The following is a 22,169-nucleotide window of genomic DNA, read 5'->3' on the forward strand; positions in this document are numbered from 1 at the left end:
GCGGCAATACTCAAGTATCGGACAAAGTTGACTCCCGTGCTGAGCATCTGATCCCTGCACCACCGGGGGAGATAAGTACGCGGACTCAGGCCTTCGGCCGGCCCCGGCGCGACGATGAAGATCACCTCGACGCTCGAACAGCAGGAGTACCGTGCTCAGCCGCATCGCCGCCTCCATCGTCCCCTCCCTAGGCCGCCTCACGACATCCGCCGACCTGGCCACCATCCCGGCCCCCGGCATCCTCGTCGCCAACCACACCTCCCTGGCGGACCCCAGCATCGTGCTGGCCGCGCTGCGCCGGATGGACATCGAACCCATCATCCTGGCCACCGCCGGCCTGTGGCGCATCCCCGTCCTGCGGTACCTGCTGGACCGCGACGGCCATGTCCCCGTCCACCGCCATACCACCCATGCGGCCGACGCCCTGGACAAGGCCGCCGCCGCGCTCGAAGCAGGCCGCCACGTACTCATCTACGGCGAGGGGCGCATTCCCTGCCGCAGAGACGCCGCCGAAGCCGCCCCCGAAGCCTTCCGCAGCGGCCCCGCTCGCCTGGCCACCGCCTCCGGCGCCCCCATCATTCCGATCGGCCAGGCCGGCGCCCGCCGGGTCACCTCCGGCAGCCGCACCAAACAGGTGGCCGGGCTCCTCACCGCCCCCGCCCGGCGTCCCCGACTGCACGTGCACGTCGGCTCTCCCCTCCAGCTGCCGGCCGAGATCGCGACAGCGAGCGTGGCCGCCCACCAAGCTGTCACCGCTGCCTGGCGCACCGCCGCCCAGCACCTGGGCGAACCCGCTGCGCTCGCGGCCTGATCGCCACCCCAAGCATCGCTCTGCATCGACGCTGCCCGCAAAGCCCTCGCCATTCAGGGCAACGACGCGTCCTGGGCCACCGTCTTCACCGTTCACGGCGTCACCCAGGCGGCCACCGTGGACCTGGACCCCGACTTTTGCGGCCGGTCCGGCGGCGGTGTTCCGCGGGTATGCCTCACCCCAAGCAAGCACCGGCCGGAGCAGCCCGGAGGCTGCTGGGCCGATGTGGCGGAGGCAGGGCAGCCCGCGCCGGGCCGAGCGAGGTGAAGGTGAGGCCCCGGCGTTTTCCGATAAGACGGAACGCCAACTTCTACTTCATACAGAGCTGTTGACGTAAGCGATGCAGCCTGGCCAGGGTGTAGCGGCGCGATCTGGCATGGCCATGCTCGCGTACAGCACGGGGGCCGACTACCGGGTCGGCGCTGATCGGGGGGTGGGACTGTGCTGCCTCCCGCGTGTTGTCGGCTATCAGGGGGACAGACAGAATGCGCTTCAAGCGCTTGAGCATGGGACTTGTCGGCGCCTGCCTCGGGATGCTGATGGGCATGCCCGCTACCGGGCTCGCCCAGGCCGCCGATCAACCAAACCAACGCGAGGGCAGCCGCGTGGTGACGCTGCCGCCCGCACCCGCGGGCACCGGCTTCCAGACATCGTCGGCTCTGGGCGCGGCCGCGGTCGCTCCGACGATCTCGCCGGCGGTCCGTACCGAGCACGGGGCCCCGGGCAGTTCCTACGACTGCCCCACCGGAACTCTCTGCACCCATGTGTGGGACCCGACAACCTCAAGCTGGAAGACCTTCTTCCTCTACCGCTGCAACAAGTACGCGCTGGCCAACTGGAACGGTATGGGCGCCTACTACAACAACCAGACCGGCGGCGTCCGCTCGTACTTCTACGACGGGAACAACAGGGTGCTGAAGTCCTTCACGCCCGACCCTCACGACCACGACCAGGACTGGACTCCCGTCTGGTACATCCGCAACTGCTGAACCAGCGCGAAAGTCAGCTTGGTCCCGGTCGACACCGGCCGGGACCAAGCTCTCCTACGGGGCTCATGGGCTTCCTCCCTGCTGGAGCTCAGCGCGGGTAGCAGAGGCCCGCGTGAACCAGGAAGTCGCCCCGCTGCTTGCCGAGATCGCGACGGCCCAGCCCCCGGCCGACGTCGCGCATCTGTACGCGTCCGTGGAGAGCTGGCGGCGCGCAGCGGTCGCGGAGACGCGGCGGACCGCCGGCAAGCGAGTGGACCGTCACGGTGTCCGTCAGGGGCCGACCATTGATAGCGGGTGAGACGGAGGGATTCCCGTCGAAGTGTTTCGGCGGGGGTTCTGGGCACGGCGGTGGGTCCCGCTACGGGGAGCTCGTTGCTGTTCCATGAACGCTCGCACGGACGGCTCACACCCCGCATCCGCCTGCTGCTCGGCCTGCCTGCACGGAACGGCGGACAGAGCCCTGATTTTCCTCAGAGGTGCTCTTTCCCTCGGTGGACATGTGGTGCCGGCCGCCGGGGGATGCAGATGCCCGATATGTAGTGGCGGAGGGTGTCGGCGCGCGCGAGGATGCCCGCATGGACTCGGATGAGCACATCAATGAAGCGGCGGTGACTCGGTGGACGCAGTCAACCATCTATTCCTATGGTCACAGCCTCGCGGCCTTCGACATCGATGCGGATGGCGGGCTGTCTCGTCGTCGGGTGTGGGCCGACCTCGGCGACGGCACCCCGGACGGTATCTGTGTCGACGCCGAGAATGCCGTCTGGTACGCCGATGTGCCCAACAAGCGGTGCGTGCGCGTGGCCGAGGGCGGCCGGGTGCTGCAGACCATCGAGTTGGACCGCGGCGGGTTCGCCTGCACGCTCGGCGGCCCGGCAGGGAAGACACTGTTCGTAGTGGCAGCCGAGTGGCGAGACGACCTACCGGAAATGGTCCCGGCGGGATCCGGCCAGGTGCTTGCGACTGAGGTGGCCGTCCCAGGAGCGGGCTGGCCGTAGGAAGACCGAGGTGCACTGCAGGACAGAGGGCAGAGCCGCCGTGTGGCGCACATCGCGATGGTGGTCGCTGGGATTTGGAGCCCCTCAGTGCTCTGTCGGTGCTCTCGTCTAGGTTCGCGGTGTGACTGAACCCGCCTACCTCGCCGCGGTCCGGGAGTCGTACGACACCGTGGCCGTCGCCTACGCCGCACGCGTCAAGGCTCCCGCCGAGCTGGATCCCTTGTCACGCGCGATGCTGGCCGCGTTCGCCGAACTCGTGCAGACCGCTGGCCGAGGACCAGTCGCGGACCTGGGCTGTGGCCCCGGCAAGGTGACAGCGCACCTGGCCGGGCTGGGGGTGCCGGCCTTCGGTATCGATGTGTCGCCGAAGATGATCGGACTGGCTCGAGAGGCTTGTCCGGACCTGCGGTTCATTGTGGGCTCAATGACCGCGCTGGAGCTCGACAATGACGAACTCGGCGGCATCCTGGCCTACTACTCCACTCATCACACGCCGCCGGAATCGCTGCCGACCGTGTTCGCCGAATTCCATCGCACTCTGATGCCCGGTGGCCATCTGATGTTGGTCGGCCATGTGGGAAACGGCGAGCTTCGGCGTCCCACACAGGCCTACGGCGGCCATCCCGTGTCGTATGAGTCCCACCTGATGCCGCCGGCCCGGATAGCGGAAATGCTGGGCCAGAGCGGGCTTGTCGTCAGCGCGCAACTCGTGGAGGAGCCCGGCGAAGGATTGACAAGGACGATCGCCACCTTCATGGCCCGCAAGCCGGAATCCTGATCTTGGCACCGCGGGTGATGCGGCGGGCCATCAGCGTGACCGCGGCTCAGGTGATGAGGTTTCGGAGTGTTGGACGGCCGTTCGTTCTCCCGCCCGTGCCGGGGGGCGTGCATCAACCAGGCGAGCGATCTCTCGACGACCCAGCGGCGGGGCAGCACGACGAAGCCATGGCAGGCGGTGACCAGGTCCAGGAACTCCGGGCGGTCGGTCGATGTTGCGGACCGCGGGGGCGAGGGGGCTGGTGTCCTCGACGTGTACGCAGGCCTGCCCCGCTTGGCCTGGGCAGAGTTGACCTGGTGGCGGGCGCTGTCCTCGCTCATCGCCTTGAACGCGAGGGCCGGCAATGCATGGAGGCCCTGGTGCTCACGGGAGAGCCGGACGCGGCCCGGGTCGGGGCCCACTTGCTGTCCTGCGAGGAGCTGGAAACCGTCCGCATGCTGACCGGTCAGGGCATGGGCCAGGAGTGTCCGTCCGCCTGCCTGCTGGTCGGCCGGCCCGCCCTGGAACGCACCATGAAGCTGGCCGTCCTCGCCGTGCTGGAGCAGCGGCCCGCCTGCGCTCCACGATGCCGGGCGTGACCTCGGCCGGGACAACCAGCTGCGTGGCCCGCCACTTGAAGATCGCCGGGCAGCCGGACCAGCTGGTCACCGGGGACGTCCTGATGCTGATCCCCCTCACCTCGCGCGGCTGTCCCCGAGCGGTCAACGACCTCGCCCTGCCCTCTACCTCGCCCTGCAGGCCCTCGTCGCCCGTGTTCGCCACCGGCAAGAACCTCCTCGACGAGGCCGCCGCCCGTGCTTTTCCGTGAGCGAGGTGGTCGGCGACTGAAACCGCCTGCTCAGCCTCGCGGGAGGGGCTAAGAGGACACCGGCTGGCCTAAATGCTCCTTACGGTCGGTTCCATGACCACTTCGTCGCGAAGCCCGGCCCTGTTTCCTCCAGGCGAGCTCGGTGAACTGCTGCATGAGCTCGCGGAGCAGAGGGCGTTGCTGCTGATCACCGCGCGCGGTGTCACCGACGCCCAGGCCGCAGAGCGCACGACCGTGAGCGGGCTCACCCTGGGCGGGATCATCAAGCACCTCACCCGGGGTGAGGTGGTGTGGACGCAGATCATGGTCAAGGGAGAGGTCACGTCCCTTGTGATGGTGTAGGCGATCAATCGTCCGTAGCGTTCGGGGTGTTGGGGAGTGCGAGGGTGGTGTGGTCGGCGTGTTCGGCGGCGTAGATGGCCGTCATGCTGGCTTCGGAGCGGTAGCGGCGGGGGAAGGCGATCCATTCGTCGTGCATCTCACTGAGCACGGCGGTGACCAGCCGTTCGAGGGCGGCCGGGTTGGGGAAGACCTGCACCACGTCGGTGCGGCGCTTGATCTCGCGGTTGATCCGTTCCAGGGGATTTGAGGATTGGATCTTCTTCCAGTGGGAGATGGGGAAGGCCGCGAAGGCGGTCAGGTCCTCCTTGGCGTCCAGGAGCATCTGCCTGACCTTGGGGAACTGCTGCCCGAGCATGTCGGCCACGGTATCGAGCTGGTGGTGGACGGCTTCGGCGGTGGGCTGGATGAAGATGGTGCGGATGGTCGCCGCGACCATTTCCCCGGACCCCTTGGGTATCACGGAGAGCACATTCCAGGAAATGGACACGACATCGCTGCCAGGCGGCGCCGAGCATGACCTTGCGGATCGCGGCCACCAGGCCGCTGTGACTGTCGGAGATGACCAGGCGGACCCCGCCCAGGCCGCGTTCGCGCAGAGAGCGCAGGAACTCGCTCCAGAACGCCTCGGTCTCACTGTCCCCGACCATCACGCCGAGCACCTCGCGGCCGCTGTCCTCGCTGATGCCGGTGGCGATGACCACGGCCTGGGACACGATCCGGTGGTTCACGCGCACCTTGCAGTAGGTCGCGTCCAGGTAGAGGTAGGGGAAACGACTGTGATCCAGGGGTCGGCCGCGGAAGACCGTGAGCTGTTCGTCCAGGTCACCGCAGATCCGTGAGACCTCGCTCTTGGAGATGCCGCTGTCCGTGCCGAGTGCCTTGACCAGGTCGTCGACCGAGCGGGTGGACACCCCGTGCACGTACGCCTCCATGATGACCGCGTACAGGGCTTGGTCGATGCGGCGGCGCCGTTCCAGCAAGCTGGGGAAGAAACTGCCGCTGCGCAGCTTCGGGATGGCCAGGTCCAGATCGCCGGCCTGCGTGGCGAAAGTCTTGTCGCGATGGCCGTTGCGGTAGCCGGTGCGATCCTCGGTGTGCTCGTTCCACTGGGCACCGATCCGGCCGCTGAGCTCGGCCTCGATCAGCTCCTGCAGCATGCGCTCGGCGACGTTGCGGACGAGCCCGATCCCGTCCGCCGTGCGTAGTGACTCCAGCAGGCGTTGTAGGTCAGACTGGGACAAGGCCATCGGGCACCTCCCGGGTTGAACTTGCCGTTAACCAGGGAGATTTGCACGGTGGCCTGCCCCATGTGCAGGGAGCGGAGGCTGTCACCGGATGCACGCCCCGGGCACCCGCCCGCGCACACCCGCACGGTGATCGCCTGCACCATCACGCGGGACACCATCAAGGGAGACGGAGAACTGCCGGAGGGCATGCTCGACATGGAGCAGTACCGCATGGTCGAAGGCGAGACGCTCGGTGGGCTGCTGGAGCAGTACACCGCTGCCGCTGAGAGGACTTGGGAATCCGTTGTTGCCCTGCCGGACCTCGACTGTAGCGTGCCCCTTCCCCGGACTCCGTGGTCCCCTCCGGAGACCGTCCACTGGTCTGCACGTCGGATCCTGCTGCACTTGATCAGAGAGACAGCCCAGCATGCCGGACACGCGGACATCATCCGGGAAGCGCTCGATGGAGCCGGCACCACCGCTGGACGGTGATCGCCCATGGCTGGGGATCTTCAAGGAGCCCCACCCGGCCGGCACCGTGCCGGAGAGAACGACACCTTGCCGGCGACCGCCCCGGCATGTTCAAAGCTGGGCAGCACCCGTGCCCGGGGTACGGGTGCCTCGCCCCCTCGTGTCGGGCAACAAGTGGGGGGGGGTGGGTCAGGTGGGGGTGAACTGCTGTGCAGTTGAGTGTCCATGAGTGTCCATTACAGGTCATGAGTAGCGAATGTTCTCGTCTTGTGAACCTGACGGAATGGGCGCGAGCGCAGGGCATTGCTCCCCGCACGGCGTACCGCTGGTTCCGTGAGGGCACGTTGCCGGTCACTGCGGAGCGGGTAGGGCCGCGCACGATTCTGGTCAACATCGACGCGAACACCTCACTGTCCATCACGGGTGGTGTGGGTCTGTATGCCCGCGTCTCCTCGCATGACCAGAAACAGGATCTTGAGCGTCAGGTCGCCCGGCTGTCTCAGTGGGCCGCCAAGGCCGGACACACCGTGGTCCGGGTCGAGTCGGAGATCGCCTCTGGCATGAACGTGGGCCGCACGAAGGCGCGTCGGCTGCTCGCCGATCCGAAGGTGACCACCGTGGTGGTTGAGCACCGGGACCGTCTCGGCCTGATGAACACCGAACTCGTTGAGGCCGCTCTCGGAGCTGCTGGTCGTCTCCTCGTCGTCCTTGATGACGGTGAAGTCGAGGACGACCTCGTGCGGGACATGGTTGAGGTCCTGACCTCATTGTGCGCCCGCCTGTACGGCCGCGGCTCGGCGAAGAACCGCGCCAAGAAGGCGTTGGAAGCGGCGGCTGCTGGTGACTGAGCCGAAGAAGAAGCTCCGTGAGATAGCTCCGTCGTTCGTCGCGTTGGGTCCGTCCGGTGTGGCGATACGCGATCGGCTCAAGGGCCTGACCGCCGAGTCCTCCTCACGGTGGGCTGGCAGCATCACCAAGGCCACGCATGACCAGTGGGCGTTGTCGCGTCGCTGCCAGCTCGCGCATATTCACAACCTTGAGGCCGGCGTCCGTACGCTGATGCACCGGCTGTCCCAGCCGATCGGGGAGAAGGGCACCAAGCGGGCACCAGGCGGATACCGCTCCAAGGAAGAGTGGTTTCACAAATCCCGTCGCCTGCACACGCTGGAACACCGGCTCGACGTAGCCCGCACCGACCGTGAGGCCGGGCGCGTCCACGTCGTTCGCGGCGGCCGACGCCTGCTCAACACCCGGCACAATCTCCAAGCCGCGCAGCTCACCGAGGAGCAGTGGCGCAAGCGCTGGGAGGCCGAACGCTGGTTCCTCGCCGCTGACGGCGAGTCGGGGAAGCGGTACGGGAATGAGACGATCCGTGTCACCCCGGACGGCGAGATCAGTATCAAGCTGCCCTCGCCGCTGGCGCACCTGGCGAACACGAAGCATGGCCGGTACTTCCTTACCTCCCGCGTCGCGTTCGCGCACCGGGGCCAGGAGTGGTCCGACCGCATCAGCGTGAACCGGGCCGTGGCCTACCGCGTCCACTGCGACATTGCCCGTGGGCGCTGGTACCTCACCGCGTCCTGGCAGCGTCCGGTGGTCAAGACCATCCCACTGACTACCGCACGGGCCCACGGCGTGGTCGGCGTGGACACCAACGCCGACCACTTCGCCGCCTACCGTCTCGATGCACACGGCAACCCGGCCGGCGAACCAAATCAGTTCCCCTACGACCTGTCCGGCAACGCCCAGCATCGGGACGCGCAGATCCGGCACGCCATCACCCGCCTGCTGCACTGGGCGAAGCGCGTCGGTGTCGCCGCCATCGCGATTGAGGATCTGGACTTCACTGCGGAGAAGACCCGCGATAAGCACGGACGGCGCAAGCAGTTCCGGCAGCTCATCTCCGGTATCCCGACCGGAAAGCTCAAGGCCCGGTTGGTGTCGATGGCCGTCGAGATGGGCCTGTCGATCGTGGCTGTGGACTCGGCCTACACCTCGGTGTGGGGAGACCAGCACTGGCGCAAGCCGCTGGCCACCCCGCGCCGAAAGCTGTCCCGTCACGATGCCGCGAGCATCGCGATCGGACGACGCGCCCTCGGGCACCCGATCCGGCTGGGGGCACCCCCGGCCGAAGGCTGGGGGAGGACGGCACCGCCCCGCTACGACCAGAGCGATCGTCGCGGCATCGGACCGTCCAGGCCGAACCTGGTACGCGAGGACGTGAGGAAACCCGCCGCCGGACGGGGACTGAACAGAGAACGCGGGCGACCAGCGCATCCAAAACCGTTCGGGATGCGCGCAGTGCCAGGCTGTGGGTCCAAGACCCACTCCTGATCACTGATTAGGAACGGTTTGTTCGGCCCAGATGGTTTTGCCGATGGGGGCGTGGCGGGTGCCCCAGCGGGTGGCGAGTTGGGCGACCAGGAGCAGGCCGCGGCCTCCTTCGTCGTAGGTGCGGGCTCGGCGGAGGTGGGGGGCGGTGCTGCTGGAGTCGAATACTTCGCAGATCAGGGTGGTGTTTTCGTGGATGAGGCGGAGGTGGATGGGGGGGTGGCCGTAGCGGATGGCGTTGGTGACCAGTTCGCTGACGATCAGTTCGGTGATGAATGTGGCGTCGGTCAGTCCCCAGGTGGTGAGCTGGTCGGTGGCGTGCTGGCGGGCGCGGGCGACGATGGCGGGGTCGGAGGGTAGTTCCCAGGCGGCGACTTTGTCGGCGTGCAGGGCGCGGGTGCGGGCGATGAGGAGGGCGATGTCGTCGTCGGGGCGGTGGGTGAGCAGGGCGGTCAGGACCCGGTCGCAGACGGTGTCGAGGGTGGGGGCGGGGCGGGCCAGGGCGGCGAACATTTTGTCCAGGGCCTCGTCGATGTCGTGGTCTCGGGCTTCGAGGAGGCCGTCGGTGTAGAGGGCCAGGAGGCTGCCTTCGGGTAGTTCGGTTTCGATGGTTTCGAAGGGCAGGCCGCCCAGGCCCAGGGGCGGGCCGGCGGGGACGTCGAGGAAGTAGACCGCGCCGTCGGGGGTGACGACGGCGGGTGGGGGGTGACCGGCGCGGGCCAGGGTGCAGCGGCGTGAGACGGGGTCGTAGACCGCGTACAAGCAGGTGGTGCCGATGCCGCCGGCGGTCTCCTCGGCGGGGTCGGTGCTGCCCTCGTCGGCGGACAGGTGGATGATCAGGTCGTCCAGGCGGGTGAGGAGTTCGTCGGGGGGCAGGTCGACGTCGGCCAGGGTGCGGACCGCGGTGCGGAGCCGGCCCATGGTGGCGGAGGCGCGGATGCCGTGGCCGACGACGTCGCCGACGACCAGTGCGACTCGTGCGCCGGACAGGGGGATCACATCGAACCAGTCGCCGCCGACGCCGGCCCGGGTGCCGGCGGGCAGGTAGCGGGAGGCGATTTCCAGGGCGGACTGCTGGGGCAGGGTCTGGGGGAGCAGGCTGCGCTGCAGGGCCATGGTGGTGGTGCGGGCGCGGGTGTAGCGGCGGGCGTTGTGGATGCTGACGGCCGCGCGGGCGGTGAGTTCCTCGGCCAGCAGCAGGTCGTCCGCTTCGAAGGGTTCGCGGCGCTGGTGGCGGCTGAAGAGGGCCACGCCCAGGGTGAGGCCGCGGGCCTGTATGGGCACCACCATCACCGAGTGGGTGCCGTATTCGCGGATCCAGGCGGCGGTGGGGTCCTTGGCCGCCCATCGGGCGATGGCGGAGTCGGTCATCGCATACAGTGCGCCGCGGCCGGCGGCCAGGGCTTCCGCCGGCGGGGACAGTGCCGGGTAGACGGTCTGCTCGCCGACCGCGACCGGGGATTCCACGCTGCCTTCGAGGACCGAGCGCACTGCGGTACGGCACATGGTCACCGGCCCCGCAGCCGGCCCCGGCCCGGGGGCGGCGGGGGGCGTCTCGTCGCCGTGCGGGGGTGTCTCGAGCAGGTCGACGGCGGTGAAGTCGGCGAGCTGGGGGACGGCGACGTCGGCCAGTTCCTGCGCGGTACGGGTGATGTCCAAGGTGGTGCCGATCCGGGCGCCGGCGTCGCCCAGCAGCAGCATCCGCTGCCGGGCCAGGTGCTCCTCGCCCCGGCGATGGGCGGCCAGGCACACCGCCCGCACCCGGCCGCCGGGGTCCTTCAGCGGGGCCAGCGAGGTCGACCAGCCGCGTTCGGGGCTGACCCCGGTGGGACGGATGTAGGCCTCCATGTCCTGCGGCTCACCGCTGTCGAAGGCTCGCCGCATCCGGCGCTCGGCCTCCTCGCTGCCGGGATACGGCGCGATCTCCGGCAGCCGCAGCCCGCGCATCTGGGCCTCGGTGAGGGACAGCGCCCGCTCCATGCCGGCGTTCGCCCGTACCAGCCGCAGATCCGCATCGAAGATCGCCAGAATGCAGGGCGACTGGGTGAACGCCCACTCCCGCAACGCCTCACCCTCACCCCCCGGCACACCCCCCTCACCCCCGCGCGCGCCCGGGCCAGCGGCGGCCGGCTCACCCCCGCGCAGCCCCGGCTCACTGCCGATGGTGGCCGGCTTACTTCCGCGCCCGCCCGCCTCGCCCCCGGTGGTGCCTGGCTTACTCCCAGACCTGCCCGGCTCGCTCCCGGGAGTGGCCGCCTCACCCCCGGCCACGCCTGGCTCACCTCCGCGCACGCCCGTACCGCTCCCAGGCCTGCCCGGCTCGCTCTCGGGGATGCCCGGTGGGTTTTGGGCGGTGGCCGCCTCGCTGTCCGGGGTGGCCAGCCGGCCTGGCACGGCGGAGACGACGAGCCATTCGGTCTTCCCGCTGTCCGTGTGGCGGCGGTGGGCGAGCAGTGCAGGCTGGAGCCGGTGGCCGTCGCGGTGCCGCAGCGCCAGGCTGCCGCTCCACCGTTCCCCTCCGTCCGGCGGCCGCCGCGTACTGTCGCCGGCGTCCTCGGCGAGCAGAGACGTGCCGGACCGCCCCACCACTTCCGAGGCCGTGTAGCCGAGGAGCTGCCGCGCCCCCTCGCTCCATCCCGTCACGATGCCCTGCTCATCGAGGGTGACCGTGGCCGTGTAGGCCGGAACAAAACCGCCCGCTGCCTGCGGCTGCCCATCTGCCGGGGTCAGCCGCTCTGCCTGGTCCGGCCGCTCACCAGGAGGGGTGGGAAGTTGCTCCATCGCCGCTCATCTCGCCCTCGCTAGTTCCTTGTCCCCGCTGCCCCTACGGGAACCTGCACGGCCAGAGCTCTACTGACCAGCATGATCCCGGCAGGCACCGAGCACCAACGCAGCACATGTGGCCAGGCCCGCCACGCCTGTCACCGGCCCCCCGGCCGGCCGGGGGCCGCCTGTCCCGGGCGGCGGCCCCCGGGGAACGGGCGAGATTTCGAAAGCGGCGGCACCGGGTGGGGTCCTCGTCGGGGCCGGCTGGAGTGTTGCGGGCCTTCGCCTGCTCCTGCCGGGCGGCGACATTCAGCATCGAGCAGCCGGTCTGGGCGCCATGAACGGCTCCCGCCCACCACCGCCACGGCAGCACGCCGATGTCCGTCTCGGGGGCGTGCCACGGCGTCAGCCGCCTGGTTTCGGCAACTGCGCCGCGATCGGCCCCCGGATCGGCGATATTGAAGGGACTGAAGAGATCGAGGCACGACGGGCAACAGGACCGTGACGTCCCCCACGGCAGGAGCGACATGAGCGAGCGCCACGCAACCCTGGCCGAGGCCGCTGGCGGCATTGACGCCCTGCGCCGGCTGAGCAACACCTTCTACGACAGCGTCCTGGCCGATCCCGTACTCGCCCCCGTCTTCGCCGGCTTCAGCCGCACCCACATCGAGCACGTCGCCGTCTGGCTCGACGAAGTCTTCGGCGGCCCCACCCGCTTCACCGACGAACTCGGCGGCCACCAGGCCCTGCTGCGCTCCCACCTCGGCCTTTCCATCACCGAGGAACAGCGCCTGCGCTGGATGGAACTCATGACCGCCGCCGTCGAGAAGGAGCTCCCGGACGACGCACTGCTGCGCCGCCGCATCATCGAGTACTTCGACTGGGGCACGCGGATCGCCCGCGAGGTCTCCGCCGCCCCGGCGGGGACGGACCTCGGCGACCCGGGACCGACTCCCCGGTGGACCTGGAACGGACTGCTCTGACAGCCAGCCGCCCTTCCCCCGGGGCGGCAAGCCCCCGGCGTCTGGCGACGGCGGTCATCTCCCCGCCCGCTGGCGGCTCCCCGGGACGGCAGGCCACGGCGGCAAGCATGGGGGAGGGGAAAAGGGACGGCAGGGAAGGCTTGGGCGCGCCCGCAGCGAGCAGCGCGGGGCCCTGACCCGCCGCCCCGCACCGGTGCGGGCCGCCGTTTTGCCGCCCCAGCGGCAACGGCCCGCGAGCCGGTGGTCCAGCCGCGGATGAGCACGGCCCGTGAAAAGACCTCACCACCTCGAGTGGCTGGCCTGCCGGGTGACAACAATTACATCCCCACCGCATTTCACCCGCGGTGCACTATTTTGGGTGATTCCCCGTACACCTGGCTGTTCTGGCGGCCCCATGCGCCTTTCGGCCTGCCGGCGCCACCGGGAGAGACAGGACTGACATGGAACGCGCACTCAGCAGGACCGCTACCTGGCGGATTGCTCTGCCCCTGGCGGGCGGGGCTGTCGTACTGGCGCTCGGCGGCCTGTGCACCACGGCTTTGGCGGCCGGCGACGACATCGCCGAGGGCACCACGGTGCGCGGGGTCGACATCGGCGGGATGCCCGCCGCGCGGGCCCAGCGGGTCCTTGACGAAAAGCTCGGCCCGGCCTTCGCGGCGCCGCTGACGATGCGGATCGCCGAGCGCACCGAGCGGGTCGATCCCCGCACGCTCGGGCTGTCCCTGGACACCGCCGCGACCGCCCGCCGGGCCGCCGGCACCGCATCCGGTCCGCTCACCGGGATCGGCCGGCTGTTCACCTCCGACGGCCGGGACGTCGAGCCGGTGATCCGCATGGACGCACCCAGGGGCCGGGCCGAGGCCGCCCGTATCGCTGCGGCCGCCGAGCGGCAGGCTCGCGACGGGGCGATCTCCTTCGCCGGCGGCAAAGCCCGGGCCGTGCCTGCGGTCGGCGGCCTCACCCTGAACCCCGAGCAGGCCCTGGATACCTTGCGCGAGGCCTACCTGCGCACTCCCGATGCCCGCCCCGTGGTGATGCCGGTGAAGAAGACACCGCCGCGGATCGGCCGGCCCGCCACCGAACAGGCTTTGCGGGACTTCGCCCAGCCCGCGATGTCCGGCCCCCTGACCCTGAACCTCTCCGGCACCCGCATATCCCTTCCCCCTGCCGTCCTGGGCCGGCACCTGGCGATGAAGCCCGACCGGGCCCACCGCCTGGTGCCGGTTCTGGACGCACCGGGCCTGCTCGCCGACCCGGCCGTGGCCGGCCCGGTCCGGCAGGCCGTCCCGGGCCCCCGCGACGCCGTCCTGCGGCTCGACGGCGACCGGGTGGCAGTGGCGCAGGAGGGCCGCGCGGGGCAGCAGGTCACCGCCGCCACCCTCAAGCAGGCCGTCTGGCCCCTGCTGACCGGCTCCGGCGAGGCGGCCCGCACCGGCAAGCTGGCCACCGTGGCGGTCCAGCCGCAGCTCACCGGCGCATCCGCGCAGCGGCTCGGCATCAAGGAGAAGGTCTCCTCCTTCACCGTCTCCTTCCCGCCCGCCCCCTACCGCAGCACCAACATCGCCCGCGCCGTCGAACTCATCAACGGCTCCCTCGTCCGTCCGGGAGCGCAGTGGAGCTTCAACCGCACGGTCGGCGAGCGGACCAAGGACAACGGCTTCGTCGACGGCATCATGATCAACGACGGCCAGTATGTGAAGTCGCCCGGCGGCGGCGTCTCGGCGGTCGCCACCACCATGTTCAACGCCATGTTCTTCGCGGGCGTCAAGCCCGTGGAGTACGGCGCGCACTCCTTCTACATCGAGCGCTACCCCGAAGGCCGCGAGGCCACCGTCGCCTGGGGCACGCTCGACCTGCGCTGGGCCAACACCTTGGACCACGCCCTCTACATCCGGGCCGAATCCACCGGCACCTCGGTGACCGTCACCTTCCTCGGCACGAAGAAGTACGACGAGATACGCGCCACCCAGGGGCCGCGCACCCACATCAAGCAGCCCGGCACCCGCACCGGCAGCGGCCCCGCGTGCGAGGTCCAGACCCCCCTCGAAGGATTCGACGTCTTGGTCGGCCGCCTGTTCATGCAGGACGGCCGGGAAGTCGGGCGGGAAGACTTCAAGACCCACTACACGCCCCGCGACAAGGTCACGTGCACCCCGCACCCCCCCACCGCACCCACCCCCACCCCCACCCCCGCGGCGCCGGCGGCGGCACCCGCGCCGGCAGCGGACCGGCCGGCGGCCCCGCGCGGAACGGCACCGAGCCCCTAGTCGGGGGCATGACCCGGATGCGCCAGAAACCCGCCACGGGATGATCTTGGAGTCTGGACAGCTCGTTACGATCCGCCCGTCCGGCGTGAGGGTCCGGGTCGCGCGGGGGCGCGGGACGTCGGCGGTGGACTGCAGGACCTCGAAGTCGGCGTGCGCCGCCTCGACGGCCTCGGGGTACGCCTGGGCCTTCCCGTGCTCGGCGAGGGCCCGATGGATGCCGGCGACGCCGGGGCTCTGGCCCTTGCTTGCCGGTGGGGATGATCAGGCCGGGCTGGATCTGCTCGACAAACTCGCCGCCCGCACGGCGCCGCAGCACGGTGTGCAGCACGTCGTCGGTGATGACCGGTGGCCGGCCGCCGTGTCTGCCCTTGCGGGCCGCGGTGTCGAGCCCTTCCGGCGTCGACTCGCGGATGTTCTCCCGCCCGGTCTGCGCCATCACCGCGAAGATACGCGAACAGCAGCCGGCCGGGGCCACTTTGGTCGTACATACCCTGCAGGGGGCCGGCGAGCATGTCCAGGACCAGGCCGTGGGCGGTCAGGTGGTCGGCGAGCGCGGTGAGTTCGGCCGCGTCGCGGCCGAGCCGCTTCATCTCATAGACGGTGAAGATGACCCGGCAATGCGGGGCATGGGCCTTGATCTCGCGGGCCACGGCGAGCGCGGCCGCGAACTGCGGGCGGACCGGATACGGGTGCTGATCTTCTCGCTGAAGATCTTCTCCCGGGGGATGCCGTGCTTGCTGAGCGCGTCGAGCTGGCAGTCGAGTTCCTGGCCGGTGTCGAGCAGCGTGCGTACCGACGCGGATGTCGGCGCCTGGGGTGTCCGGGTCGACCGGAGCCGGAGGGCGGAGTGCCGGGCCGCAAGGGCTGCCCCGGTCCACGGCTCGGCCGGGGTCGGCACCCGCAGCAGTTTCGCGAGGCGGGGCACCTTGAGCGCGAATCTTCGCACCATGCAAGTCGCAGAAGGGGGTGCGACCTGCTTTTGATCCATTGCCAGCTGGCCATGCCATAGACTCTCCGTATGACATCGATCACCTTGCGTGATGCCGGTGACGGCGAAGACCTGCTCACCATCGACAGCATGACCGCCACGCCCACGACCCCGGCGCCTGGCAAGGACCTTCAAATCACGATCACCGGAACGACCAGCGCGGACATCACCGACGGCGCGTACATCGACGTCACGGTCAAGCTTGGCCTGATCAAGCTCCTGCGCAAGCAGTTCGACCTGTTCGCGGAGTTGCGTGCCAGCTCGACCACCGTGGGACAGGCCGCTGTGAACATGACCGTGGACCAGCAGAAGGATTCGACCATCCCCGCTGGGGAATTCACCCTGACTTACACGTTCGCCCTGCCGAAGGAGATGCCCAGGGCCCGCTTTGACGTCTCGGCAGAGTTCTGGAACGCCGACGACGCCGATATCGCCACCATTGGCTGCCAGCTCGACATGCTTTCGTATTGATCAGCTTGTTCTTTCTGGTCTGGCCACGAACGTGATCGCCCGTATGGGGATTCCGGGGACGTGAACACGGCCTTCGCCTGATCCTGTGCTCCGACCAAAGAAGCACCTGACCAGCACGAAGGCCGTGGGCGAATGAGTCTGCCGCATGACGATGTCCAGCGGGATGCGTTCTCTGTGGCGTCACACTTCCGGGACGACTTCTATGCGTGTCTGAACGCCCGGCGTGACGAACTGTTCGAGCTGACCGACGCCCTGCTGTGTGCGGACGGGCCGGTGCGGACGCCGGTGGACCTGACCCTGCTGGCGGAACACCGCCGCGGACACGGCGCCCTCTACGACGCCTTGAACCGCGGCCGCATCGACCTGGGGCGAGCCGGACGCGACAACCACCCAGGTCACCGACCGGTACGGCATCGCCCAGACAATGACCTGGGACCGCATCCACCCCCGCCTCACCACCCGCTCCGCCTGGATCGACCACGACAGCGAACTCCCCATCATCGAGGGCACCCTGATCCGCCTGGAAGTTGACCACCTGCCCGGTGGCGGCGACCCGCTGCCCCTCTGGCTGTGGACCTCCCGGACCGGCATGAGCGGAGAGGACGTCGATCTGCGCTGGCAGGCGTTCCGCAGACGCTTTGATCTGGAGCACACCTTCCGGATGATCAAGCAGACCCTCGGCTGGACCCGCCCGAAGACCCGCACCCCCGAGGCCGCGGACCGCTGGACGTGGCTGATCATCACCTCCCACACCCAACTCAGGCTCGCCCGCCCACTGGCCGAGGACCTCCGCCGCCCGTGGGAACGACCAGCCCAGCCCGGCCGACTCACCCCGGCCCGCGTCCGGCGCGGGTTTCGGAACCTCCGCGGTCACTTGCCCTGCCCGGCCCGTGCACCGAAACCGAACCGGCCCGGCCCCGGCAGGCCCCTGGGCTCGAAGAACCAGCGGCCCGCCACCCGCTACGACGTGGGCAAAACCGTCAGACGCCCCGAGACCATCACCGAACGCGACCAGTCCGGACCATAAGAACAAGCTCTGTCGGGCGGGTGACTACCCGCGACTTGTGTGACATCTCGTGAGTTCCCCTGAGTCCTGCTGAGTCCTTGTCTCAGTGGCGAGGCGAATCTTCCTCAGTCGCTGAGTAGCCGCCATGCGGTGAGGGCGAGCCTGGCCCGTATCAGTCCGGTGGGTTCGGTGAGGTCGATGCCCAGGCTCTTTCCGATCTGTTCGAGCCGGCGGGCGACGCTGCTGTGGTGCAGGTGCAGGAGGTCGGCGGCCCGGCGCAGGGAGCCGGTGTCACAGTAGGCCTGCAGAGTCTGCAGATTTTCTGGGTTGCCGGCGATGCGGGCGATCGCGGCCACGTCGACGTTGTCGCGTGCGGCGTCCTGAGGTACCTGGGCGAGTAGCGCCAACGCCCCCAGGCCGTCGTAGTGGACGACAGGTTCGCGTGGGGTGGTGAAGCGGAGGGCGGTGCGGGCTTGCTGCCAGGATCGGTCGGGACTATCGGCGGCGCCGATGCCCGCGCGTACGCCGTCCGGGAAGCGGGCCAGGTCCACGGTGGCGGCCAGGATGACGCCCATGCCGGTGAGCGGTGCCGCTCTGACCGGGCGGGCCGGGCAGACCAGTGCGGCGACCTGGTCCAGCGGAAGTGGCGTCCGGACGACGAGGACACCGACCGGCAGGCCGGCGGCGAAACCCAGCAGCCGTAGCGCGCGGGCGCGGGCCGCCTCGTCGCTGTCGGGGCTGATCACCAGCTCGACGAGGGCGGGGTCGGCCATGGTGGTGCGGGCCGGACCGTACCGCTCGGCGACCCCCGCGGCGGCGATGGCGAGCCGGTCCAGCAGTACTTCGTCGAGCGGATTGGGCGGGCCGGGCCGTTCCAGCCACACCATGCCGATCTCCTCCTCGTCGAGGGTGACTGGCACGGTAGTGGACGCGGATGCAGGCGGGGCGGACACCTCCTGGCCCTCGGGCGAGATGCGGATCGCCCGCCCCGTACCGTGGAGCCGGATCCCGGCCACGCACTCGGCCAGGCCCGCCGAGGCCCGGGCGAGCGCGGGGGGATCGACCCGACGGCGCATCAGCGTGTCGTAGAACGCGACGATTCGGATCGCCCCGTCGACGTACGCATCCAGTCCCGACAGCCGTACGGCCAGTGCCTCCATGCCGGAAGGATAGAAGGACGGCAGGAGGTCCGGGCACGCCGAGCGGTGCGTAATCGGCCTCCGATGCGCGACAGTTGGCGGGTGACCCCCCGGGCGGCGGCCGTGAGGATGGTCGTCGTGGATCCCGAACTCGAAGCATTCATCCCGTTCCTTCCCAAGCCCGACTGGGCCGACCCGGTCGCCGCGCGCAAGATCTTCGCCGAGCTGGCCGCCTCGCGGCCGGCACCGGACCTCGCGGACATGGAGATCGAGGACCGGACGGTGCCCGCCGACCCTGCCGTGCCGGTGCGGATCTACCGCCCGCACCGGGCACAGGGCGCCGTCGTCTGGCTCCGCGGCGGCGGCCTCATCATGGGTGACCTGGACACCGAGCACCCCTGGGCCACCCGGATTGCCGACAGCTCCGGTGCGGTGGTGATCTCGGTCGACTACCGGCGGGCTCCCGAGCACCGCTTCCCGGCCGCCCTGGACGACGCCTACGCCGTCCTGACCTGGACGGCCGAGCACGCGGCCGACCTCGGCATCGACCCCGACCGGATCGCGGTCGCAGGACACAGCGCCGGCGGGGCGATCGCGGCCGCCGTGGCCTTGCGGGCGCGTGACCAGCAGGGACCGCCGATCCGCTTGCAGCTCCTCAACGAGCCCGGCCTCGACGACCGCCAGGAGACGTGGTCGCAACGGCACTTCACCGACACGCCTTGGCTCGACCGCGACAAGATCACCGCATCGTGGCGGCACTACCTGGGCTCCCGGCCCGCCACACCGTACGCCGCCCCGGCCCGGGCCGCCGACCTCTCCGGCCTGCCCCCCGCCTACATCGCCACCGCGGAGTTCGACCCGAACCGCGACGAGGACATCGCCTACGCGCTGCGTCTGCTGCAGGCCGGGGTACCGGTCGAACTGCACCAGTACCCCGGCACCTTCCACGGGTCGCAGGCGATCCTGTCCGCCGCCGTGTCGCAGCGGCAGAGCGCCGACCTCGCCGCGGCCCTGCGCCGCGCTCTGGCCGAATGAGCCGTGGATACCGCAAGGCCCGGGGAAGGTCCCCGTTGCACTCATCGACCGTGAAAGGACTCATGCCTTGAAGATCCGACTGATGATGTGCGCGAGCGTGGCCGCACTGACGGCTTGTGCGGGCACCGTGACGGCGGCTCCCGCCACGGGCGGGACCACGACCGTGCCCGCCGGCGCGAGCCCGTCGGCCGGCTTCGATCCCGTGGAGCTGAAGTCCGCCATGGACGGTGTGCACCGCGCGGGGATTCCGGGGGTGTACGGCGAGGTGAGCGATGGCGACCGGACATGGCGCGGCGCCTTTGGGGTCGCCGATGTCATCACCGGCCGCCCCGTCAGGCCCGACATGCGCCATCGCGTCGGCAGCATCACCAAGACCTTCACCGCCGCCGCCGTCATGCAGCAGGTCGAGCAGGGCCGGATCCGGCTCGACGCGCCGATCGGCGACTACCTGCCCCAGCTGGTGCCGGGAGAGCGTGGCAGGAAGATCACGGTTCGGATGCTGCTCAACAACAGCAGCGGCATCCCCGACTACATCCCCTACGCGTTCCCGTCCCTCCAGACGCCCTCGCCCCAGAGCCTGGACGACAACCGGTTCAGGCAGTTCCGCCCGGCCGAGCTGATCGAGTTGGGGCTGGGCGCGCCGCCCACCGGTGAGCCCGGCGGCCCCACGGGGGTGTACTCCAACACCAATTGGCTGCTCCTGGGCAAGCTGCTGCAAGAGGTGACCGGTACCCCGGCCGAGGAGTACATCACCCAAAACGTCATCCAGCGTGCCGGACTCCTGCACACCGAGTTTCCGGCCGGGCCGCGCATCAAGGGGCCGCACTCGCGGATGTACGAGGCCCTGTTCGGCCTTGTCGACCCGCCGCGTGACTACAGCGTCTACAACATGTCCTGGACGGGGACGGGGGCCGCTCTGGTGTCGACCATGGACGATCTCAGCCGTTTCTACGCCAAGCTGCTCGACGGCAAGATCGTCAACAGGAGATCGCTGGCGGAGATGCAGCGCACGATCCCGGTCATCGCCCTGGACGGAACGACGATCCAGTACGGCCTCGGGCTGCACAAGGTCGACATCCCGGGTTGCGGCACCTTCTGGGGGCACGACGGCACGGTCTGGGGGGCCGGAACAATGTCCCTGACCCGGGCCGACGGCAGGCGTCAGATGTCCGTCGCGGTCAACCTCCAGAGGTGGAACGAGCCGGACTCCTCGGGGAAGCCGCAGCACCACCCCATCGACGACGCGCTGAAGACGCTGTACCGGGAAGCGATGTGCGGTGACGCAAACGCCCAGGCCGAGAACGCCCCGCAGGTCACGGCGGTCCTCCCGTAGCCGGAGTGCCGCACGCTCGCTGACCCAAGGGCGCTGGATGAACGGCGGCAAGGTCGCCGCGGTGCGCCGGCACTGCCTGGGCCCCGCACCTGCCTCGCCGTACGCCGCCCCGGCCCGGGCTGCCGACCTGTCCGGCCTGCATCGCATCGCGGAATTCGACCCGCTGCGCCTGCTCCTGGCCGGCGTGCCGGTCACGCTGCACCAGTGGCCGGCAGCGTTCCACCGGTCTCACGCAGTCCTGTCCGCCGAGGTGCCACAGCGGCAGACCGCCGAACTCGGCGCCGCCCTGCGCCGCGCCCTGGCCGAGTGAGGTGATCGCACTGATCGCGGCCAGCCAGGGCCGACCACATCCATGCCACAACACACCCGATGCAAGACCACCTCAGGAAGGACGTCTGGGCATGACTGTCACCCCGATCGAACTTTTCGGATCCCTGGTCCACCTTCACCCGGGCGGCCAGGTGCACACCGAGCAGCCAACAGCCGACACCGAGCTCGAGCGGGACGGCTGGCTGCTGATGATCGCCCATGCGGAGACCGACGCCGACGTCCACGGCGACCACTGGGAAATCCACACCGACGCGGATGAATTCGTCTCCTGCCTCACCGGCGCAATACGCCTCATCCTCCGTCCGGAACAGCCGGGAGATGAGGAGGAGGAGGAGGAGGAGATCAAGCTGGCGGCTGGAACCGCGGCCATCGTGCCGCGCGGGCGATGGCACCGCCTCGCACTGGACGCCCCCAGCGACATGATGGCCGTCACCCTGCCACGCGGCACCCACGAGGAGAAGTGGACCGAAGCCTAGACCGGAGCCTCACACCCCGGTCCTCATCCACAGTCACGCCCGGCACAGGCCGCCGTCCACGTCAGCGCCCACCCGCAGCGGGCTGAAGCCGACGGGGGGCACTCAATGATCCAAGATTATCCCCTGGCGGGTTTCTGGCGTATCTGGGTCATGCCCCTAGTTCCAGGCCGTGTCCGCGGCCCCCGCGCCGGCTGATCCGTATCCCGCCTGCCACCGCACCGGCGCTTTGGCCCGGGGGCGCTCCCCGTGCGGCGGGTCTACGCTGCCGTAAAAAGGGGGGTGCCGTAAAGGAGGGCGTGATGCCTGGTTCCACGACCCTGGGCGGCGGCCACGGGCCCGACACGATCGCGCACACCGATGCCATCAGGCTGGCCTCCGTGCTGCAGGAGATGAGCGTTCTGCTGCGGGTTCAGGGGCCCAACCGGCTCACCGATGCACAGGTCAGCGCCTTGTGCGGTGGCCAGGTGCATCAGCGTACGGAGTTCGCCGAGTGGGTCGCCAGCCTCGCGCGAGAGCTGACCTGGAAGGTGTCGGCGTAGCGCCGCGGAGCACCCAGCCGGCCACCACCACGCCACCGCCCAGCGCACCGGCCCAGCCCAGCGCAGCGCATCGGCGCGGCGC

At 69.8% G+C, this 22,169-nt stretch carries 20 protein-coding genes and 6 pseudogenes; 21 read left to right on the plus strand and 5 right to left on the minus strand.

Features of this window, described 5'->3' with window-relative positions:
• The first annotated feature begins 151 nt into the window (after positions 1–151).
• From ACWV17_RS27645 to ACWV17_RS27665, 5 genes are all read left to right on the plus strand, one after another.
• Positions 152–811, plus strand: a complete 660-nt coding sequence (locus ACWV17_RS27645; RefSeq protein WP_455361811.1) for a lysophospholipid acyltransferase family protein — start codon at positions 152–154, stop codon at positions 809–811.
• A 545-nt stretch (positions 812–1,356) separates the two neighbouring features.
• Positions 1,357–1,800, plus strand: coding sequence for a hypothetical protein (locus ACWV17_RS27650; RefSeq protein WP_455361812.1), 444 nt, complete (start codon positions 1,357–1,359; stop codon positions 1,798–1,800).
• A 112-nt stretch (positions 1,801–1,912) separates the two neighbouring features.
• Entirely contained in the window at positions 1,913–2,098 is a 186-nt protein-coding gene (locus ACWV17_RS27655) for a hypothetical protein (protein ID WP_455361813.1), read from the plus strand.
• Positions 2,099–2,375: 277 nt separating this feature from the next.
• The gene (locus ACWV17_RS27660; RefSeq protein WP_455361814.1) at positions 2,376–2,798 is read left to right on the plus strand and encodes an SMP-30/gluconolactonase/LRE family protein; all 423 of its coding nucleotides are present in this window, start codon (positions 2,376–2,378) and stop codon (positions 2,796–2,798) included.
• A gap of 121 nt (positions 2,799–2,919) precedes the next feature.
• A complete protein-coding gene (locus ACWV17_RS27665; protein ID WP_455361815.1) occupies positions 2,920–3,576 on the plus strand; it encodes a class I SAM-dependent methyltransferase in 657 nt (218 codons plus the stop codon).
• 65 nt (positions 3,577–3,641) lie between these two features.
• On the opposite strand, the pseudogene ACWV17_RS27670 reads toward ACWV17_RS27665, so the two are convergent.
• Positions 3,642–3,752 (minus strand): annotated as a pseudogene (locus ACWV17_RS27670) (IS5/IS1182 family transposase); the annotation flags it as partial.
• 27 nt (positions 3,753–3,779) lie between these two features.
• Positions 3,780–3,896 (minus strand): annotated as a pseudogene (locus tag ACWV17_RS27675) (hypothetical protein); the annotation flags it as partial.
• A gap of 39 nt (positions 3,897–3,935) precedes the next feature.
• On the opposite strand from ACWV17_RS27675, the gene ACWV17_RS27680 reads away from it, so the two are divergent.
• From ACWV17_RS27680 to ACWV17_RS27690, 3 genes are all read left to right on the plus strand, one after another.
• Positions 3,936–4,154, plus strand: a complete 219-nt coding sequence (locus tag ACWV17_RS27680) for a hypothetical protein (RefSeq protein WP_455361816.1) — start codon at positions 3,936–3,938, stop codon at positions 4,152–4,154.
• Between the two features lie 23 nt (positions 4,155–4,177).
• Positions 4,178–4,384 carry a hypothetical protein gene (locus tag ACWV17_RS27685; protein ID WP_455361817.1) on the plus strand — a complete coding sequence of 69 codons (207 nt, stop codon included), beginning with the start codon at positions 4,178–4,180 and terminating at the stop codon, positions 4,382–4,384.
• Between the two features lie 93 nt (positions 4,385–4,477).
• Positions 4,478–4,726, plus strand: a complete 249-nt coding sequence (locus ACWV17_RS27690; RefSeq protein WP_455361818.1) for a mycothiol transferase — start codon at positions 4,478–4,480, stop codon at positions 4,724–4,726.
• 4 nt (positions 4,727–4,730) lie between these two features.
• Here ACWV17_RS27690 and ACWV17_RS27695 read toward each other — a convergent pair.
• A pseudogene (locus ACWV17_RS27695) lies at positions 4,731–5,973 on the minus strand (IS256 family transposase).
• A gap of 198 nt (positions 5,974–6,171) precedes the next feature.
• Between ACWV17_RS27695 and ACWV17_RS27700 the strand changes: the two are divergent.
• The 3 genes and pseudogenes from ACWV17_RS27700 to ACWV17_RS27710 all read left to right on the plus strand — a co-directional run.
• Positions 6,172–6,444, plus strand: a pseudogene (locus ACWV17_RS27700) (mycothiol transferase); the annotation flags it as partial.
• Positions 6,445–6,692: 248 nt separating this feature from the next.
• A complete protein-coding gene (locus tag ACWV17_RS27705; RefSeq protein WP_455361819.1) occupies positions 6,693–7,271 on the plus strand; it encodes an IS607 family transposase in 579 nt (192 codons plus the stop codon).
• Positions 7,264–8,768: pseudogene (locus ACWV17_RS27710) on the plus strand (IS200/IS605 family accessory protein TnpB-related protein). Before ACWV17_RS27705 ends, ACWV17_RS27710 begins: the two are co-directional and overlap by 8 nt.
• Here ACWV17_RS27710 and ACWV17_RS27715 read toward each other — a convergent pair.
• Positions 8,758–11,535 carry a SpoIIE family protein phosphatase gene (locus ACWV17_RS27715; protein ID WP_455361820.1) on the minus strand — a complete coding sequence of 926 codons (2,778 nt, stop codon included), beginning with the start codon at positions 11,533–11,535 and terminating at the stop codon, positions 8,758–8,760. The pseudogene ACWV17_RS27710 and the gene ACWV17_RS27715 sit on opposite strands and share 11 nt — an antisense overlap.
• 512 nt (positions 11,536–12,047) lie before the next feature.
• On the opposite strand from ACWV17_RS27715, the gene ACWV17_RS27720 reads away from it, so the two are divergent.
• The 5 genes and pseudogenes from ACWV17_RS27720 (at position 12,048) to ACWV17_RS27740 (ending at position 17,256) form a co-directional block, all read left to right on the plus strand.
• A complete protein-coding gene (locus ACWV17_RS27720; protein ID WP_455361821.1) occupies positions 12,048–12,503 on the plus strand; it encodes a group II truncated hemoglobin in 456 nt (151 codons plus the stop codon).
• A 440-nt stretch (positions 12,504–12,943) separates the two neighbouring features.
• Positions 12,944–14,770 (plus strand): VanW family protein, encoded by a 1,827-nt coding sequence (locus ACWV17_RS27725; protein ID WP_455361822.1) that lies wholly within the window; start codon positions 12,944–12,946, stop codon positions 14,768–14,770.
• Positions 14,771–15,027: 257 nt separating this feature from the next.
• Positions 15,028–15,753, plus strand: a complete 726-nt coding sequence (locus tag ACWV17_RS27730) for a hypothetical protein (RefSeq protein ID WP_455361823.1) — start codon at positions 15,028–15,030, stop codon at positions 15,751–15,753.
• Between the two features lie 35 nt (positions 15,754–15,788).
• Entirely contained in the window at positions 15,789–16,229 is a 441-nt protein-coding gene (locus tag ACWV17_RS27735; RefSeq protein ID WP_455361824.1) for an ML domain-containing protein, read from the plus strand.
• 132 nt (positions 16,230–16,361) lie between these two features.
• Positions 16,362–17,256: pseudogene (locus ACWV17_RS27740) on the plus strand (transposase).
• A 104-nt stretch (positions 17,257–17,360) separates the two neighbouring features.
• Here the strand turns inward: ACWV17_RS27740 and ACWV17_RS27745 are convergent.
• Positions 17,361–18,395 carry a PucR family transcriptional regulator gene (locus ACWV17_RS27745; protein ID WP_455361825.1) on the minus strand — a complete coding sequence of 345 codons (1,035 nt, stop codon included), beginning with the start codon at positions 18,393–18,395 and terminating at the stop codon, positions 17,361–17,363.
• A 117-nt stretch (positions 18,396–18,512) separates the two neighbouring features.
• Between ACWV17_RS27745 and ACWV17_RS27750 the strand changes: the two genes are divergently transcribed.
• The 5 genes from ACWV17_RS27750 to ACWV17_RS27770 all read left to right on the plus strand — a co-directional run bounded on the left by ACWV17_RS27750 (position 18,513) and on the right by ACWV17_RS27770 (position 22,087).
• Positions 18,513–19,409, plus strand: coding sequence for an alpha/beta hydrolase (locus ACWV17_RS27750; RefSeq protein WP_455361826.1), 897 nt, complete (start codon positions 18,513–18,515; stop codon positions 19,407–19,409).
• A gap of 220 nt (positions 19,410–19,629) precedes the next feature.
• The gene (locus tag ACWV17_RS27755) at positions 19,630–20,742 is read left to right on the plus strand and encodes a serine hydrolase domain-containing protein (RefSeq protein ID WP_455361845.1); all 1,113 of its coding nucleotides are present in this window, start codon (positions 19,630–19,632) and stop codon (positions 20,740–20,742) included.
• Between the two features lie 37 nt (positions 20,743–20,779).
• The gene (locus ACWV17_RS27760) at positions 20,780–21,052 is read left to right on the plus strand and encodes a hypothetical protein (protein ID WP_455361827.1); all 273 of its coding nucleotides are present in this window, start codon (positions 20,780–20,782) and stop codon (positions 21,050–21,052) included.
• Between the two features lie 91 nt (positions 21,053–21,143).
• On the plus strand, positions 21,144–21,548 hold the full coding sequence (locus ACWV17_RS27765) for a cupin (RefSeq protein WP_455361828.1): 405 nt from the start codon (positions 21,144–21,146) through the stop codon (positions 21,546–21,548).
• A 299-nt stretch (positions 21,549–21,847) separates the two neighbouring features.
• Positions 21,848–22,087: a hypothetical protein gene (locus tag ACWV17_RS27770; RefSeq protein ID WP_455361829.1), complete on the plus strand. Its 240-nt coding sequence runs from the start codon at positions 21,848–21,850 to the stop codon at positions 22,085–22,087.
• Positions 22,088–22,169: the final 82 nt, after the last annotated feature.

Source organism: Streptomyces mabaensis (assembly GCF_053763515.1).

Excerpts from the sequence above, each read along its gene's own strand:
- ACWV17_RS27650 (WP_455361812.1), top strand. The coding sequence starts at position 1,357 with ATGCCCGCTACCGGGCTCGCCCAGGCCGCCGATCAACCAAACCAACGC.
- ACWV17_RS27660 (WP_455361814.1), top strand. The coding sequence starts at position 2,376 with ATGGACTCGGATGAGCACATCAATGAAGCGGCGGTGACTCGGTGGACG.
- ACWV17_RS27690 (WP_455361818.1), top strand. The coding sequence starts at position 4,478 with ATGACCACTTCGTCGCGAAGCCCGGCCCTGTTTCCTCCAGGCGAGCTC.
- ACWV17_RS27715 (WP_455361820.1), bottom strand. The coding sequence starts at position 11,535 with ATGGAGCAACTTCCCACCCCTCCTGGTGAGCGGCCGGACCAGGCAGAG.
- ACWV17_RS27720 (WP_455361821.1), top strand. The coding sequence starts at position 12,048 with ATGAGCGAGCGCCACGCAACCCTGGCCGAGGCCGCTGGCGGCATTGAC.
- ACWV17_RS27725 (WP_455361822.1), top strand. The coding sequence starts at position 12,944 with ATGGAACGCGCACTCAGCAGGACCGCTACCTGGCGGATTGCTCTGCCC.
- ACWV17_RS27730 (WP_455361823.1), top strand. The coding sequence starts at position 15,028 with ATGATCAGGCCGGGCTGGATCTGCTCGACAAACTCGCCGCCCGCACGG.
- ACWV17_RS27735 (WP_455361824.1), top strand. The coding sequence starts at position 15,789 with ATGACATCGATCACCTTGCGTGATGCCGGTGACGGCGAAGACCTGCTC.
- ACWV17_RS27745 (WP_455361825.1), bottom strand. The coding sequence starts at position 18,395 with ATGGAGGCACTGGCCGTACGGCTGTCGGGACTGGATGCGTACGTCGAC.
- ACWV17_RS27755 (WP_455361845.1), top strand. The coding sequence starts at position 19,630 with ATGGACGGTGTGCACCGCGCGGGGATTCCGGGGGTGTACGGCGAGGTG.
- ACWV17_RS27760 (WP_455361827.1), top strand. The coding sequence starts at position 20,780 with ATGAACGGCGGCAAGGTCGCCGCGGTGCGCCGGCACTGCCTGGGCCCC.
- ACWV17_RS27765 (WP_455361828.1), top strand. The coding sequence starts at position 21,144 with ATGACTGTCACCCCGATCGAACTTTTCGGATCCCTGGTCCACCTTCAC.
- ACWV17_RS27770 (WP_455361829.1), top strand. The coding sequence starts at position 21,848 with ATGCCTGGTTCCACGACCCTGGGCGGCGGCCACGGGCCCGACACGATC.